Origin of the sequence: Senegalia sp. (in: firmicutes) (genome assembly GCF_052088025.1) — a bacterium.
Classification (GTDB): Bacteria; Bacillota; Clostridia; order Tissierellales; family SIT17; genus Anaeromonas.
In genome coordinates, this window is record NZ_JBQCYD010000001.1 from 25,524 (window position 1) to 42,247 (window position 16,724).

Below are 16,724 nucleotides of genomic sequence, written 5' to 3' on the forward strand. Positions count from 1 at the left end.
AAGCTTAATTTATTAATTTATCTATATCAGCATAGTATTTTAATTTTTCATAATCTATATTCTTTAGTCCATATTCTTCTAAAAAAACCTTTAATACGTTATAGTTTTTATAGTTTAATACTATTGATCTGATTATAACCGAAATATCTACATATCTATCGCCTATGCCACTTCTACCTAAATCAATAAATCCAGATATATCATCATTATCTATCATTATATTGGGGAAACAATAATCTCCATGTGTAAAAACTAAATCTTCTTCTATAGGTTTAAATTGAAATAGAGATTTATATATTCTTAGATTCCTTTTGTGATTATACATGTTTTTGATTAATTTTAATTTATCATTTATAGTTTCATTAAATTCACAATTTGAAATGTCTATATTATGTATCTGTTTTAAAGCTTTACCTACTTTTTGAGCTACAAAGTATGGTCTTTGTAATATTTCTTGTGTTAATATATCACTACCTTTTATTTTAGATAAAAGTAAATATTCATAACCATCTATTTTTTTAAAGTAATATACTTTTGGAACTGGCAATTTATCCTTTAGCCAATCAAGTTTAATCTTCTCTGATTCAAGATAAGAAAATTTATCTTCTTTGGAAATTTTAAGAAAATAATCCTCACTATCACTTGTACCTCTTAACAAAAAAACCTCTGATCCAGAACAGCCTTTATTATTTCTTATAATCATTCTATTTTTAATTATTTCTTTTAAATCTATTGGCATATCATATTTCAAGATTTACACCCCATTTTAACTCTTTACTCTTATGATATGATTTAAAGACACTTTATATTAATCTTCCCTTAACTTCAAAACCAGAATTTCTTCCAATATCTTTAAATATAATAGTATTATTCTTTTTATTTTTTAATTCTATCTCTATGGAAGAAGTTAGACTTTCTTCAACAGTACCATTCATATTCCCATTTTTAGGTGATATCAACCTAGTGGTATTATGCTTTATTATTTTTACATGTAAACTATATTTAGAATCACTAACTGTAAATTCTATACTATCATCCATGTATTTAAGTTTATTTATTTTTGATCCTGTATAAGTAGTAAATCTATACAACTTACCTTCATGTAATAAACCCATTAAAAATCCATTAAATTCCCTTCCTATAAAAGGGATGTTTGCAATAGATATAAATATAGAATTATTTTCTTTGCTAAAATGATTTGATTGTGCCCATATCCAAGTTTTTGGAAAGGATGTGCCCCAATCTTTTTCTATATAGCCTTTTCCTTTATCAAAATTAATAGTTTTTGAATTTATATTTATATTTCCATAAATATCATGATTCATACTAACTACTCCATGATAACATTCCATAAAAGGCATAAATCTGAACCATCCCATAGCGCCCGGTGAAAGTAGTTTAACTGGCCATTCTACATTATTTTTAAATTCTAATTTTCCTTTTAATTTTAAATCATTGGTATCTATATCTAATATTAGCTTATCTTTACTAAATAAATTACCACCTATTTTTACAATAAATTTATCTTCTTCATAAGTAAAGTCTTTATAGAGGTATTCTATATAGTAGGCTTTATTATTATTTCCATCATTTACTTGAATGAAACTATGACTACTACCATCATCTTTTATTGAAATACCTGGTATTATTGCAAGAAAATTTTCTTCTTCTTTATCAACTAATTTAAAATACCAACCTTCAAAATATTCCTTTTTCTCATGTTTACCTTGGAAATTATCTGGATTCCATATATTTTTAATTCTTCCCATTTATATCCCTCATTTGTTTTAATATATTTCACCTCGGTAATAAAAATAATATTGTAAAGAAGTGACATATGCTTCCACCTAGTACAAATAAATGCCATATAGCATGGTTGAATTTTATCTTTTTATTTGCATAAAATATTGTTCCAATAGTATATGATAATCCACCAGCTATTAAAAAAATGATACTCTCTAAACTTATAGAATTAATAAGAGGTTTAATAGCTATAACAATTAGCCATCCCATACCTAAATATAATAATAGAGAGACTATAGCAAATCTCTTTACAAAAAATATCTTAAATGCTATACCTAAAATAGCTATTCCCCAAACTATACCAAATAAAGTCCATCCAAGTTTACCCCTTAATGGAATAAGCATAAGCGGCGTATAAGTTCCCGCTATAAGTAAATAAATAGACGCGTGATCGCATATTTGAAAAATTTCCTTTACTCTTCCTGTTGGAAAACTATGATAAAGAGTAGATGATAAATATAATATTACAAGTGTAGCACCATATATAGCAAAACTCACTACATGCCATACTTCTCCATATATTGAAGCTAACACCACTAAAATAGTAAGGGATGCTATAGCAAATGCTAGACCTATACCATGTGATATTGCATTAGTTATTTCTTCACTTTTTGAATATATTGCTTTTTTATCCATAAAAAATTCTCCTTTACAATTTTTCTTATATTTATAATTGGATCTTACCTTCTATTATATAGTATTAACCATTATATTGTAAGAATAACTTATTGTATAATAAAATATTGGGTATTTAAATATATATAATTTGGAGGTGTTTTGATGAAATTTTTAAAATTGCTTTTATTAATAATTTTAATATCAATTATAGTAATAGGTGTATTAGCTTTTTCTGGTGAAAATATAGAATCTACTAAAAAATTAGATGAAGAATTTTTGATAGATAGAGTGGTATTTAAATCAAATTTAGACATTTATAATAAAAACACTGTTAGTTTTACGGAAGAAGAAGTGAATGGATTATTAGCCAAAAGATTAGTGGACAGATTGAATTCTAATATGGAAAAAAATAAAGAGATAAAAAATGTCTATTTAAATTTAAAAGACGGAAAAATAGTTACTAAAGCTTCATTTAAAAATTCTCCTTTTATATTAATTATGGATTTAAATATATCTTTAGATTTAGATAGGAATACATTAAACTTTAAAGTTGCAGATTTTAAAATAGGTAAATTACCTTTACCAAATTCATTATTAAATAGTTTTGGATTAAAAGATATTAATGATTCATTATATCTAAATATAAATAAATTAGAAGAAATAGATATTTTAGATATTAATTTAAATGAAGAGAATATTGAAATTAGTTATAAAACTAATAATGATAAAATTATTGAAAAATATGTCCCTAAAAATCAAAAGGAATTTATAAAAGAAATAGAAAGTTTATTAGAAAAAAGTGAAACTTCTAAAAAGCTAGCTAACAATATTGTAAGAGCAGCATTATTATATGGAACTGAGACAGAAATGCCCGGGTCTTTAATAGATGATTTAGAAAATAATTTTATAGACTTAGATAATAAAACTAAAGCAAATTTAGTTTTTACAATGTTAAAATATAATATAGATTATTTTGTGGATATATTATTAAAATGAGAGCATGAAATTATGCTCTCATTTTAATTTAATACATATCCGGCTAATATTTTTTGCACATTATTAATATTGTTATTTTTGCCAAATTGTTTTGATATAGGTTCAGATGTACCTGATATCCATATTTTAAGTTCTGAATCCATGTCAAAATGTCCTGCTGTTTCTACACTAAAGTGAGTGATGTTTTTATATGGCACAGAATGATATTCTGTCTTTTTACCACTTACTCCTTGTTTGTCTATTAATATAAGTCTCTTATTTGTAAATACAAATAAATCTCTAAAGATATTAAATGCTCTTTCAACATGCTCACCATTTGCAAATATATCTATTAATTCTTCTTCTATTTTTTCTATATTAACCTCTGATGCATTTCCTAATAAACTATCAAAAATACCCATATCGCCCACCTCTTATATTATATTTGTTATATTGATATTATAACAATATATATGCAAGATTGAAAGGACTCTTGATTATAATATGTCAAGTATATGTTTTTTAATATCGTTAAATTTATTTGTAGTGACTATATCTTTATGTCTTGGCTTTGGTAAATCTATTATTATCTCTTCTTTTACATTTGCTGGTCTTTCAGATAATATATATATTCTATCTGATAGAAATATTGCCTCTTCTACATCATGAGTAATAAAAAATATTGAAGCTTCTAATTTATCTAGTATATCTAAGAGCCACAATTGCATTTTAGATTTAGTTATAGCATCAAGCCCTCCAAAAGGCTCATCCAATAAAATTATATCTTCTGAAAACATATATGTGCGAAGGAGTGCTGCGCGTTGCTTCATACCCCCTGATAATTGATGAGGATATTTATATTCAAATCCATCTAATCCAAATATATGAAAGTAATCAGCTACCTTTTTACGTGCTTGTTTTTTATCCATTCCCTTTAATACTAAGGGAAGAGATACGTTATCAATTATTTTTTTCCAAGGCATAAGTAAATCTTTTTGATACATATAACTTACCCTGCCAGTTTTTGATGTATAATCTTCACCTTCTATATAAATATTGCCATCATCTGGTTTCATGAGTCCTGATATAATATTAAAAATAGTGCTTTTTCCACTACCACTTGGTCCGAGTATGGTTACAAATTCTTTTTCATTTAAATTTAATGTAATGTCATCTACAATTAATAAATCTTCAAATGATTTGGAAATATTATTTATTTCAACTTTATTTTTCTGGCAAGAAGTCATTTGTATACGCCTCTTTTACTTCAAGTTCACTTTCTATTAATTTCTTTTCATACATCCAATTAGCATAGTTGCTCCAGATATCTTCTTTCATTTCTCCCCATCTATCTACACCTTTTTTATATTCATCAGCTAAATATTTTTGGCTTTCTATTGCTATATTCTCATCTATTTCTGAATTGTCTTTTAATAGTTCCATTGCTGCTTCTTTTGGTTTTTCTATTGAAAATTCATATCCTTTTTCTGTAGCCTTTAGAAATTTCCTTGCAAGCTCTGGCTTATCTTCTAATAATTTTTCATTTGCAATTATAACTGGTGTATAGAAATTTAAATCTTTATCAAAATCTTGAAGTTTAATAAAATTCAAATCTATTCCTTTTTCTTTAGCTGCTACACCATCCCAACCATAAAAAATCCAAGTGAAATCTACATGATCCTTTACCGCAGTAAAAAAATCTAGACTACCTATATTCACCATTTCCACTTTAGAAAAATCAGATTCTTCCTTTTCCATAAGCCCCTTTATCATTGCTTCTTCCATAGGTGCACCCCAGCCACCATACTTTTTATCTTCAAAATCTTTTGGAGTTTCTATGTTTTTGTCTTTTGGCGATGCAAATCCAGAAGTATTGTTTTGTATTACAGCTGAAATAGCCTTTATAGGCAGAGGATTTTCTGAAGTTCTTGCATAAGTAACTTCTTCTTGATAACTAATTCCAAATTCCCCTTGTTCATTAGCTATTAAATTTGCAGCCCCACCTTCTGATGGTTGAATTATTTCAACATCCAAACCTTCTTCTTCATAATAGCCTTTATTCTTTGCTACATATAATCCTGTATGATTAGTATTTGGTACCCAATCTAAAATCACAGTTACTTTTTCTAACTCTTGATTCTTTTTATTGCTTGTCTCATCATTTGAACAAGCTACTATAATTGATGATACTAGTATTAATATTATAAATATAGAAATCACTTTTTTCATTTATTTTCACTCCATTTATTAATTTTTATTGACTTCTTCCCAAGGCATTAAATATTTTTGAAATAAATTAATAATTTTAAATAGTATCATGCTAAGAATAACTATTATTATTATAACTGCAAAAAACTTATCTAATGCAAATGAATGCCTTACTCTTATCATATATACTCCAAGCCCATCTTTTCCTCCTAGCCATTCTCCTATAACTGCTCCCATAATACTATATGTTGCAGCTATTCTAAGTCCAGAAAAAAAACTAACTAAGGATGCTGGAAACTTTACTTCTTTAAATATTTGAAATCTACTTGCTCCCATGGATTTTAACAAGTTTAGTAAATCCTTATCTACAGATTCAAGTCCATGAATTAAACTAACTAATATAGGGAAAAAACATACGAGAATTACTACCATTATTTTTGGCAGTTTTCCAAAACCAAACCATGCAGCAAATAGTGGTGCTAAAGCAATTATTGGTACAGTTTGAGATACTATTATTATTGGATAAATTGCTTCTTTTATTATTTTTATATTATCCATAATAATAGCTAAGATTATAGCAAGTATTATAGCTATTATAAACCCAAGTGCTGCTTCTTGAATTGTTGTAGATATATGTTTCCATATTTCTGGATGTATATTTGGAAACACCTTTATGATATCTGTAGGTGAAGGCAAAATATATTGCTTAACCACACCAATTTTAACTACTAATTCCCAAATAAATAATAAAAAGAAAAAGAAAACACTAGGTATTATCTTACTTTCTATATTTCCCCACCTTTTCATTCATTGTCACACCTTCTGCTTTATAATCTATTTTTACTACTGATAATACTCTAGAAGAACCTTCTCTTACACATATATTTTGAGCTTCTTTTACTATATCCATAAGATCATCAAATTCTCCTTCCATTGTAGTTCCCATAGGTCCTACTTGATATTTCACTCCTGAATTATCAATGTATTTTATAACTTCATCAACTACATCATATAATCTTTCATCCTCTACTCTTGGTAATACTTGAAGTTCTACATTTACTATTGGCACAAAACCATCTCCTTTAAATTGATTTATTAAATAAAATAAACCCCTCCATATATATGAAGGGGTAAATATCTAAGGTGCAAATATTATTCTCCCTTCGCTGGCATTATCCAGTGCAGGTCTAATGGGTCGAATTTTATTTCCTCTCAGCTAAATTAGCTCCCCAGATTTTTATTATATTTCAAATTAATTGTAATACATTAAATCTTAAATGTCAATTATATTAATTGAACTTATAATTATTGGGTAAATTAAATATATGAAAATTTAGGAGGTTTTTAAATGTCAAAAGATGTTAAAATCTACACTACTAGTACTTGTCCATTTTGCCTAAGGGCTAAAAGATTAATGGATAATAAAGGTGTAGAATATGAAGAAATAGAAATAAGCAATAATATGGAAAAATTAGAAGAGTTAAAGAAGGAAACCAATAGTAGTACTGTACCTCAAATTTTTGTAGATAATAAATTTATCGGTGGGTGTGATGAAATAGTAGCACTTCATAAAAAAGGTGAGTTTGATCAAGTTTTTGGTATAAAATAAAGGTGGCTATAATAGCCACCTTTATTTTATATCTTTTATTATTTTAGCTGGATTTCCTCCAACTACTTTATTAGCTTCCACACTCTTAGTTACAACACTACCACCAGCAATCACAACATTATCTCCAACTGTTACTCCAGGATATATAGTAGATCCTCCACCTATCCATACATTTTCACCTATTTTTATAGGGCGAGCAAACTCTAGCCCAGAATTTCTCTCTATAGGATCTGTTGGGTGAGTTGCAGTATATATTCCAACATTAGGTCCTATCATTACATTATCGCCAAATTCAACCTTACAGGAATCTAATATAACACAATTATGATTTACATAAAAATTCTTTCCTATGACAATATTATAGCCATAGTCACAAAAAAAATTAGGCTCAATATAAGAATCATTTTCTGTATCAAAAAGTCTTTTAAGAACTTCTTTTCTTTCATCTAATTGATAAGGTTTCATATCATTATATTTTTTACATAATATCTTTGCTCTCATTCGATCTTCAAATAATTCTTCATCTGTAGCATCATACATATCTCCAGCTATCATTTTTTCTTTTTCAGTCATGAGTACACCTCTATTTGTTTAATATATTTAAATACTTTTTAAGTTCTTCTTTATCCTCCCTACCAGAAATATAAAAAGTTATTTTACTTTCTTTTTGATCCTTTTTTTCTTTTATATTTAATATGTTTTTTAAATTTTTGATAGTACCATAGTTACCATCTATTATATCTATATCTTTTGGAAGTACTTCTTTAAAATATTCTTTATAATATGGAAAATGAGTACATCCAAGAACTACAGTTCCATATTCTTCTAAGTTAAACTTTTCAAATTGCTTTTTTAAATAGGGTAGTATTATATTTTTATCAAAAATAAAGCTTTCAGCATATTCTACTAATTTAGGTAGGGGCAATGGCTCTACTATATTCCAAGAATTTAATTTTGTCACTAGATCATTAAATTTTTTCTCTTGTAAAGTCAAGTTGGTTGCTGTAACTATAACTTTTCTATTATCTGAACTTTCTATTGCAGGCTTTAAGGCAGGTTCCATCCCTATTATTGGAAAATCATATCTCTCTCTTAAATCTTTTATGGCAATACTTGTAGCTGTATTACATGCTATTATAAGTGCATCAATATTTTTGTCATTTAAAAATTCTACAACTTTAAATATATATTTTTTCACATTTTCTTTTGGTTTTGTTCCATATGGAACATTAATTGTATCTGCATAATATATATATTCCATACCAGGTAACTGATTTAAAGCTTCCTTTAAGACAGTTATCCCTCCTACTCCTGAATCAAATATTCCAATCTTCATATTGTATCCTCCATAATGCTTTATTATAATATATTATAAAGTATTTCCATTATGAAGACAAATATAATTTAAATTTAAAATAAAAACATCAATGCTTTAAAGCATTGATGCCTTTTGTAACTTTTTAGGTTTATTTTTATTGTATTCTTCAAGTAAATCTGAAGTTATAATTCCTGATTCAAATATAGTTGGTAAACCACTACCAGGATGAGTACCTCCACCTACTAAATAACAGTTATCAAACTCCTCAAACTTATTATGTGGTCTAAAATATAACATTTGTTTTATATTGTGCCCTAAATTAAATACAGCACCTTCATGAACATTCATATCTTCTTCCCAATTCTTTGGTGTTATCATTCTTTGGGCTTCTATATGTTTTCTTAAATCAGGAAATCCGCCTTTTGTTTCTAATATATCTAATACCTTTTCTCTGAATTTATCTTTTTCACTATCCCAATCAATGTTAGATGTATTATTTGGTACAGGAACTAAAACATATATTGTAGATTTTCCTTGTGGAGCTACAGATTTGTCAGTTACTACTGCATTTTGAACATATATAGATGGATCTTCTGATAAGATTTTGCTATTTCCTATTTCATAAACATTATTTTTATAATCTTTTGAAAAAATTATATTATTATGTGATACATCATATACCTTGTCCACCCCTAAATAAAGCATATAGGTTGAACAAGAATAATCTTGTTTTTTAATTTTTTCTCTTGTATATTTTTTCTTGTATTTATCGTCAACTAAATTATTCATAGAATAGCCAAAATCAGCATTTATAATAGTATTATCGCTATAGCGTTTACTTCCATCAGAAAGCTCTATACCTATTACCTTTTCATCTTCAATTAATAAATTTTTAACTTCAGTATTTAAATGTAGTTTACCGCCCTCTTCTTTTATAACTCTTAACATAGCATTTGCAATTTCACCAAAACCACCCATAATATGATGTACCCCTGTTGCATGTTCAATATATGATATTATACTATATCCACCAGGACAATCCCAAGGTGACATTCCAAGATATTTAGCTTGAAAAGTAAATGCCATTTTAAGATCATCTTCATTGAAATATTTTCCAAGTACATCAAATAAATTTTTATTTAAACCTATATAAGGAATGGATCTTAAAGCTGGTTTTTTTAACATATCAGTAGGTTTTATATAACTTTCCTTTAATGCTTCAAATAATATATCATATTTTTTCTTTTCTTTTTTCATAAATACCTTATAACCTTCCACATTACCTGGAAACAATCTTTCTATTTCACTTATCATTTTATCTGGTTTTCTAGATGGATAAAATTCTCTACCATCACCATAAACTATTCTATATAATGGATCTACTTCCTTTATATCTATATAATCCTTTACTTTTCTTCCTGTTTTTTTAAAGACATCTTCTAATACATCCTTCATCATTAAAAATGTAGGACCTAAATCAAACCTATAATCACCCATATTAAAAATAGATGTTCTACCACCTATAAAGTTTTGTTTTTCAAAAATTTCTACATCATAACCTTTGTTTGCAAGTATCATACCTGCGCTCAGACCTCCTGGCCCTGCTCCTATTATGTTTACTTTCCCTTTCATAATAAACCTCCTCCGATATACTTTAATTGCAATACGTGATATTATATAATTATTATACCACAAATAAGCATATAAAAATATTTTATTATAGATTTATTGAATAAATATTACAATTCGTGGTATTATATATTTATGGGAGATGAAAGAATGAATATATTTGGGAAAAGAATAAAGAAACTCAGAAAAAAATATGAATTAACTCAAAAAAAATTAGCAGGTCAATTAGGTATAGGACAAACTACAATAGCTAATTATGAAAACGGATCACGTTTTCCAAATCCTAACATATTAAAAAGCTTTGCAGATTTTTTTAATGTATCTATTGATTACTTAGTTGGTAGAACTGAAAGTGTAGAAATCACAAATTCCAGTCTTATTAGTTTTAATACTGAAAATGATATAGATTATAATAAAGTATTTAATAGTTATTTCATAGAACTAAGAAGCGAAGATATTTTAAAAGCAAAAAATATATTATTACAATTAGTAAAAGCAAATGTCAAACTTGAAGATATTTATTTTAATATAATTCAAAAATCTTTAATAAAGGTAGGCAATATGTGGGAGAAAAATAAAATTTCAATAGGAGAAGAACATTATTTTACTGAAGCAACTAAAAGAATAATGTCTGAAATTTATTTTGAATACAAAACAGCTAGACCTAAGGATTTAAATGCACTCTTCTTATCAACTCATGGAGAGAGACATTCTATAGGAATTAGAATGATATCTGATGTATTAGAACAAGATGGTTGGTTTGTATATTTCTTAGGTACTGACTTGCCAATAGATAGTATCATGAAGATGATAAAGGATAAGGATATTGACTTAATAGCTATCTCTACTACTATGGATTATAATATCAATAGTATTAAATCAATGATTACAAATATAAGGTTAAGTAATAATAAGAAGAATATTAAATTTTTAGTAGGTGGTCAACCATTTAATACTGATGATACTTTATGTGAATTTGTTGGAGCAGATGGATATGCTAAAAACTGCAAAGAAGTAATAACTGTAGCTAATAATCTTGTGCAAGATCAAAAAGCTAGTAATGCTCCTAAAAGTCCACAAATTATATAAATAGGCAAAAAGGGCAATAAAATTATATTGAAATCAAATAAAGTAAATAATAATAACCATATTGCTAAAACATTAAATATAGATACCCATAGCTTGTCTAAAAATGCTTTAGAAAGCATTCCAGCTAATATACTGGCTATGGGTATAATACTAAAAAGAGCTGAATATTTTATAAAAACTTCTCTTCCTTCAATTCCTCTAAAAAAATAAATGTCTAATATTTTATATGATAACAATGAAAAAATAATAGCTATAATTGTAGGTCCTATTACTTTAAGTGTTAATTTATATTTATCATTCATGATATACCTCCAGGTCCTTTTACTGTTATTATACAGGAAAATATCTTTCATGTAATCTATTTTTAATATATTTAACATATATTAACCCTTTAATTTAAACAATTCTTCTTGTAATATGATAAAATAGTATAAAATATATAAAGAAGGTGATTCTATGTTTGATATTGTTTGGTCAGGTATATCTTCAGTATTTAGATATATATTTATTCTTTTGATTTATCTTTTTATGTTTTGGATAATAAGACTTATATATCTTGATATAAGAGGAATTAAAAATAAAGAAATTAGAGGCGATACATACTTAAAGCTCATAAACAGAAAAGATTCTCTTCCCTTTAAAGTTGATGAATTTTATTCTTTAATTTCAAATGTTAAAATAGGGAGGTCAAATAACAATAAAATAGTTATAAAAGATCCCTATATTTCTAAAGAGCATGCTCAGATAATAAAAGAAAAAGCAGATTATTTTTTAGAAGACTTAAATAGTGCAAATGGAACATTTGTAAATAACAAAAAGGTAGACAATGCCATAAAACTAGTTAGCGGAGATACTATTACAATTGGAAGACTTAATTTTTTATTTGTAATTGAAAAATAAGTAATATTTAGCGAGGTGTTTTTATGTTTAATCGTTCAATTAGTTTTAAAGCTCCACATAATTTATTACTAATTTTAAATTTGTTTAGTTTATCATTAGTGATGCTTTTTAATAAGAGTTTTGATAGATTATCTATAGGTGTAGTATTAGGTCTTACTCTCACTATATATTTATCAAATATAATATTGCTTAAAATATCTTCAGGAGATAATTATATATTATTAATAGTTAGTATGATGATGAGTTTAGGTATTATTATGATTTATAGAATAAATCCAGAACTTGGTTTCAAACAAGTAATATGGTACATGTTAGGTATTTTTGTTTTTTATGCTACATATTTTATAGTTAAAAAGATACCTTATTGGAATAAAGCTATGTATTTATATATAGGTCTGTCCCTTGTATTATTCCTATCCACTTTAATCTTTGGTAGCAATATAAATGGAGCTACAAACTGGATAAAAATTAAGGGCTATAGTTTTCAACCTGTAGAAATTATAAAAATTCTTTTTGTGTTTTTCTTAGCAGCCTATTTTACAAATAGGGATAAATTTGAAAATAAATATATACTTTCTGCTATTGTTTATGCACATATCGGATTTTTATTTATTCAAAGGGATTTAGGTTCTGCAATGCTCTTTTATCTCGTATTCATAATTATATTTTATGTGTATGAAAATGATAGAAAGTTTATATTATTAAATATGCTTGGCGCTTCATTGATGGGTGTTATGGGTTATTTTTTATTTGGTCATGTTAGAGTGAGAGTTGAGACGTGGATAGATCCTTGGAGTTCTATATCAGGTAAAGGATATCAGATAACACAATCATTATTTGCTATATCTGAAGGTGGATTTTTAGGTACTGGTCTCGGTAAGGGCTATCCTACTTTTATACCTGAGGTACAAACTGACTTTATATTCTCTGCTATAATTGAAGAAATGGGAATACTTACAGGAATAGCTGTTATAATGTTATTTCTCATATTGATATATAGGGGAATTAAAATTTCACTTGAACAAAGGGATGGTTTTTTTAGAATTGTATCTCTTGGGATTACATCAATGTTAGGATTTCAAGCCTTTATAATACTTGGAGGAGTTACTAAACTAATTCCGCTTACAGGAATTACACTTCCCTTCTTAAGTTATGGTGGTAGTTCTCTTATCATGAGTTTTGCATCCCTTGGTATTTTACAAGTTGCCTCAGAATATATTCATTTTGATGCTGATGAGGAGGAGACAATAGATGAACAAAGAGCAAAAAAGAATAATTAGAGTACTTTTACTTTTTAGTGCACTTTTTATATCATTGATTGTATATTTAACTTATTTTGAAATTTTTGAAGCAGATACTATAAGGACAAGTAGCTATAATAAAAGACCTGATGACAATGCATATGTTATAAGGGGTTCTATATATGATAGAAATCAAAAAGAGCTTGCATATAGTACGAAAAATGAAGATAAAAAACAAACAAGACATTATGAATATGGTAGTTTATATAGCCATATTATTGGCTATGATAATGATAGATATGGGAATACTGGTCTTGAAAAGACTTTTGCATCCACCCTTACTGAAAGTAATATAATAGATGATGTAAAGAATGTGTTTTTTCAAATATTAGATAAGACAGGTGTCAATAAGGATAGATTACCTATTAAAAAGGATTCAAAAGGTAATTCTCTAGTTCTTACAATAGACCATGAATTACAAAATTATACTAAGAATCAATTAGATGGTAAAAAGGGTGCAATAGTTGCTATGAATCCACAAACAGGTGATATACTTTCTATGGTAAGTTTTCCTGATTTTGATCCCAATTCTATAGGTAACTTACTTGAAAACAAGGAAAATCAGATAGATGGACAACTTACAAATAAAGCAACACAAGGACTATTCCCTCCCGGATCAATATTCAAAGTTATAACAGCAACATCAGCACTTGAAAATGATGTCAGTACTAATTTTGACTGTGATGGTGAAATTACAATTGGTGGAAAACCAATAAGGGATTATAATGCTAGTGCTCATGGTAATGTAGATTTAAAGGAATCCCTTACTAAATCATGTAATGTAGCCTTTGCACAAATAGGTGTAGAATTAGGAGAAAAGACCTTAGAGAAAAAATCAGAATCATTCATGATTAATAAAAAAATCCCCTTTGATATAGATGTTAAGAAATCAAGTTTTTCTAAAAGTAATTTAGATAAGGCTGCTCTTGCTGCAACTTCTATGGGTCAGGGTGAATTATCTGTAACTCCTTTAAATATGGCACTTATGGCATCAGCCATAGCTAATGATGGAGAGATGATGAAACCAAGACTTGTAAAAGAAATAATTGATTCAGATAATAATATTATAAAGCAAATTGAACCAGAAATTTTATCCACAGTTACAAGTCCTGAAAATGCAAATAATATAAGTGATATGATGGTTTCAGTAGTAGGAAATGGAACAGGAAAAAAAGCAAGTATTAGAGGTATTCAAGTAGCAGGTAAAACTGGAACTGCTGAAACTGGTAATGATAAAGATGGCAATCGTAAAAAAGATCATTCATGGTTTGTTTCATTTGCACCAGCAGATAATCCAGGAATTGCTGTAGTGGTATTTCTTGAACATGATGGAGGTACAGGAGGTTCTACTGCTAGTCCAATTGCAAGAAATGTATTATTAAAATATTTAAAATAAAATTTGAATTATTACATTATCTAAGGGTAATTTTAATAATGAAATCATTTATTAAATAGTGATTATAAAATTAACAAAGGAGTGTTTTGTTGATGTATACAGGTACAAGTGCTTCACCAGGAATAGCTTTAGGAAAAGCTCTTATTTATGAACATGAGGAATTAGTTATAGAAAAAAAAGAAATAAATTCGATTGAAGAAGAAAATAATCGTTTTGATAAAGCTTTAGAAATATCTAAAAAGGAATTACAAGAGGTAAAGGAAAAAGCCTTAAAGGAATTAGGTGAAGAAAAAGCTCAAATATTTGAAGCTCATCTTATGGTTTTAGATGATCCAGAATTAATTAATAGTACAAAATCAAAGATTAAATCAGAAAACTTGAATGCAGAATTTGCCTTTAAAGGTGTAATAAATCAGTTTATAGGAATTTTTGAAGCAATGGATAATGAATATATGAAAGAACGAGCTGCAGATATAAAAGATGTATCTGGTAGAGTTCTAAGACATATTTTAGGAAAAACTGTTGTAGATTTAGCAGGTTTAGAAGAAGAAGTTATAATTATAGCTCCTGATTTAACTCCTTCAGATACTGCAACTATGAATAAAGAAAAAGTGCTTGGTTTTTTAACTGATATAGGTGGTAGAACTTCACACTCTGCTATAATGGCAAGAAGTCTTGAAGTGCCAGCTATAGTAGGTCTTAAAGATATTACTAAAAAAGTTGAAAATGGGGACTTTGTAGTATTTAATGGAGACACTGGTGAAGTAATGGTAAATCCAGATACAGAAACAAAAGAAAAATATCAATCTTTAAAAGATAATTATGACAATATGAAAAAAGATTTAAAAGAATTAATTGGAAAAGAAAGTATAAGTGCTGATGGCAGAAAAGTAGAACTCGCTGGAAATATAGGAACTCCCAATGATATTGAAGGTTTAGAAAACAATGACGCTGAAGGCGTAGGCTTATATAGAACTGAATTCATTTATATGAATAGAGATAAACTTCCAACTGAAGATGAACAATTTGAATCATATAAAGAAGTTTTAGAGGCAATGAATCCAAATCCAGTAGTTATAAGAACATTAGATATTGGTGGAGATAAGAATTTAGCATATCTTGAATTTGAAAAAGAAATGAATCCGTTCTTAGGCTATCGTGCTATACGCCTTTGTCTTGATAAAAAAGATATATTCATTACTCAATTAAGAGCACTTATGCGTGCAAGTAAATATGGTAAACTTAGAATAATGTTCCCTATGATTTCATCTCTGGAAGAATTATTAGAAGCTAAGGAAGTTTTAGAAGGTGTTAAATCAGATTTAGATGCTGAAAATATTGAATATGATAAAGATGTTGAAGTAGGAATAATGATAGAAATACCTGCTGCTGCTATTATGAGTGATATCTTAGCTAAGCATGTAGATTTCTTTAGTATCGGAACAAATGATCTGATCCAATATACAACTGCAGTAGATAGAATGAATGAAAAAATACATCATTTATATAGCTTCTTCCACCCAGGTGTATTAAGACTTATAAAAATGACAATAGATAATGGTCACAAAGAAGGTATTTGGGTAGGAATGTGTGGAGAGATGGCTGGAGATAAAAAGATAATTCCAATATTATTAGGCATGGGTTTAGATGAATTTAGTATGAGTCCTATATCTATATTACCTGCAAGAAAATTAATTCGTTCACTTAAATATGAAGAAGCAAAAAGAATTGCTCATACAGTAGTAACCATGGGTAAATCTGAAGATATAGAAAAATATATGTCAGAAGTCCTTGATTAATTTCAAGGGCTTTTTTCATCTTATACTACTTTTAATATATGGAGTTTTAGTTTAAAATAGTATATAGTATAAATAGTAT

At 27.4% G+C, this 16,724-nt stretch carries 19 protein-coding genes and 1 riboswitch; of the genes, 7 read left to right on the forward strand and 12 right to left on the reverse strand.

Annotated features, from left to right (window positions below):
* Positions 1-4: 4 nt before the first annotated feature.
* From ACTHUW_RS00140 to trhA, 3 genes are read right to left on the reverse strand one after another with little or no spacing between them, the layout of a single operon-like run.
* Entirely contained in the window at positions 5-751 is a 747-nt protein-coding gene (locus tag ACTHUW_RS00140; protein WP_442212222.1) for an APH(3') family aminoglycoside O-phosphotransferase, read from the reverse strand.
* 52 nt (positions 752-803) lie between these two features.
* A complete protein-coding gene (locus ACTHUW_RS00145) occupies positions 804-1,769 on the reverse strand; it encodes a tocopherol cyclase family protein (protein WP_442210766.1) in 966 nt (321 codons plus the stop codon).
* Between the two features lie 28 nt (positions 1,770-1,797).
* Positions 1,798-2,439, reverse strand: coding sequence for a PAQR family membrane homeostasis protein TrhA (gene trhA / locus ACTHUW_RS00150; protein WP_442197013.1), 642 nt, complete (start codon positions 2,437-2,439; stop codon positions 1,798-1,800).
* A gap of 144 nt (positions 2,440-2,583) precedes the next feature.
* Here trhA and ACTHUW_RS00155 point away from each other — a divergent pair, with 144 nt between their 5' ends.
* The gene (locus ACTHUW_RS00155; RefSeq protein ID WP_442210768.1) at positions 2,584-3,417 is read left to right on the forward strand and encodes a hypothetical protein; all 834 of its coding nucleotides are present in this window, start codon (positions 2,584-2,586) and stop codon (positions 3,415-3,417) included.
* Positions 3,418-3,440: 23 nt separating this feature from the next.
* Here the strand turns inward: ACTHUW_RS00155 and ACTHUW_RS00160 are convergent, their stop codons facing one another.
* The 5 genes from ACTHUW_RS00160 to ACTHUW_RS00180 all read right to left on the reverse strand — a co-directional run bounded on the left by ACTHUW_RS00160 (position 3,441) and on the right by ACTHUW_RS00180 (position 6,673).
* Positions 3,441-3,818, reverse strand: coding sequence for a PH domain-containing protein (locus ACTHUW_RS00160; protein WP_442197015.1), 378 nt, complete (start codon positions 3,816-3,818; stop codon positions 3,441-3,443).
* Between the two features lie 75 nt (positions 3,819-3,893).
* Positions 3,894-4,643: an ABC transporter ATP-binding protein gene (locus tag ACTHUW_RS00165; RefSeq protein WP_442197016.1), complete on the reverse strand. Its 750-nt coding sequence runs from the start codon at positions 4,641-4,643 to the stop codon at positions 3,894-3,896.
* Positions 4,621-5,625 (reverse strand): ABC transporter substrate-binding protein, encoded by a 1,005-nt coding sequence (locus ACTHUW_RS00170; RefSeq protein ID WP_442197017.1) that lies wholly within the window; start codon positions 5,623-5,625, stop codon positions 4,621-4,623. The genes ACTHUW_RS00165 and ACTHUW_RS00170 overlap by 23 nt, the downstream gene beginning before the upstream one ends.
* An 18-nt stretch (positions 5,626-5,643) precedes the next feature.
* Positions 5,644-6,411, reverse strand: a complete 768-nt coding sequence (locus ACTHUW_RS00175; protein ID WP_442197018.1) for an ABC transporter permease — start codon at positions 6,409-6,411, stop codon at positions 5,644-5,646.
* On the reverse strand, positions 6,383-6,673 hold the full coding sequence (locus ACTHUW_RS00180) for an MTH1187 family thiamine-binding protein (protein WP_442197019.1): 291 nt from the start codon (positions 6,671-6,673) through the stop codon (positions 6,383-6,385). The genes ACTHUW_RS00175 and ACTHUW_RS00180 overlap by 29 nt, the downstream gene beginning before the upstream one ends.
* Positions 6,674-6,745: 72 nt before the next feature.
* Positions 6,746-6,846, reverse strand: a riboswitch (TPP riboswitch).
* Between the two features lie 106 nt (positions 6,847-6,952).
* On the opposite strand from ACTHUW_RS00180, the gene grxC reads away from it, so the two are divergent.
* Positions 6,953-7,213, forward strand: a complete 261-nt coding sequence (grxC, locus tag ACTHUW_RS00185) for a glutaredoxin 3 (protein WP_442197020.1) — start codon at positions 6,953-6,955, stop codon at positions 7,211-7,213.
* Positions 7,214-7,234: 21 nt separating this feature from the next.
* On the opposite strand, the gene ACTHUW_RS00190 is transcribed toward grxC, so the two are convergent.
* From ACTHUW_RS00190 to ACTHUW_RS00200, 3 genes are all read right to left on the reverse strand, one after another.
* Positions 7,235-7,786 carry a sugar O-acetyltransferase gene (locus ACTHUW_RS00190; RefSeq protein WP_442197021.1) on the reverse strand — a complete coding sequence of 184 codons (552 nt, stop codon included), beginning with the start codon at positions 7,784-7,786 and terminating at the stop codon, positions 7,235-7,237.
* 10 nt (positions 7,787-7,796) lie between these two features.
* Positions 7,797-8,549 (reverse strand): glutamate racemase, encoded by a 753-nt coding sequence (gene murI, locus ACTHUW_RS00195; RefSeq protein WP_442197022.1) that lies wholly within the window; start codon positions 8,547-8,549, stop codon positions 7,797-7,799.
* 96 nt (positions 8,550-8,645) lie between these two features.
* The gene (locus ACTHUW_RS00200) at positions 8,646-10,163 is read right to left on the reverse strand and encodes a phytoene desaturase family protein (protein WP_442197023.1); all 1,518 of its coding nucleotides are present in this window, start codon (positions 10,161-10,163) and stop codon (positions 8,646-8,648) included.
* A gap of 147 nt (positions 10,164-10,310) precedes the next feature.
* Between ACTHUW_RS00200 and ACTHUW_RS00205 the strand changes: the two genes are divergently transcribed.
* A complete protein-coding gene (locus ACTHUW_RS00205) occupies positions 10,311-11,249 on the forward strand; it encodes a cobalamin-dependent protein (RefSeq protein ID WP_442197024.1) in 939 nt (312 codons plus the stop codon).
* Here the strand turns inward: ACTHUW_RS00205 and ACTHUW_RS00210 are convergent.
* Positions 11,207-11,551 carry a hypothetical protein gene (locus tag ACTHUW_RS00210; protein ID WP_442197025.1) on the reverse strand — a complete coding sequence of 115 codons (345 nt, stop codon included), beginning with the start codon at positions 11,549-11,551 and terminating at the stop codon, positions 11,207-11,209. The genes ACTHUW_RS00205 and ACTHUW_RS00210 overlap by 43 nt on opposite strands.
* 154 nt (positions 11,552-11,705) lie before the next feature.
* On the opposite strand from ACTHUW_RS00210, the gene ACTHUW_RS00215 reads away from it, so the two are divergent.
* From ACTHUW_RS00215 to ptsP, 4 genes are all read left to right on the forward strand, one after another.
* Positions 11,706-12,149, forward strand: coding sequence for an FHA domain-containing protein (locus ACTHUW_RS00215; RefSeq protein WP_442197026.1), 444 nt, complete (start codon positions 11,706-11,708; stop codon positions 12,147-12,149).
* Positions 12,150-12,172: 23 nt separating this feature from the next.
* Complete coding sequence (locus ACTHUW_RS00220) at positions 12,173-13,429, forward strand: FtsW/RodA/SpoVE family cell cycle protein (protein ID WP_442197027.1); 1,257 nt, start codon at positions 12,173-12,175, stop codon at positions 13,427-13,429.
* The gene (locus ACTHUW_RS00225; protein WP_442199283.1) at positions 13,401-14,846 is read left to right on the forward strand and encodes a peptidoglycan D,D-transpeptidase FtsI family protein; all 1,446 of its coding nucleotides are present in this window, start codon (positions 13,401-13,403) and stop codon (positions 14,844-14,846) included. The genes ACTHUW_RS00220 and ACTHUW_RS00225 overlap by 29 nt, the downstream gene beginning before the upstream one ends.
* Before the next feature lie 92 nt (positions 14,847-14,938).
* Positions 14,939-16,645, forward strand: a complete 1,707-nt coding sequence (ptsP, locus tag ACTHUW_RS00230; RefSeq protein WP_442210879.1) for a phosphoenolpyruvate--protein phosphotransferase — start codon at positions 14,939-14,941, stop codon at positions 16,643-16,645.
* Positions 16,646-16,724: the final 79 nt, after the last annotated feature.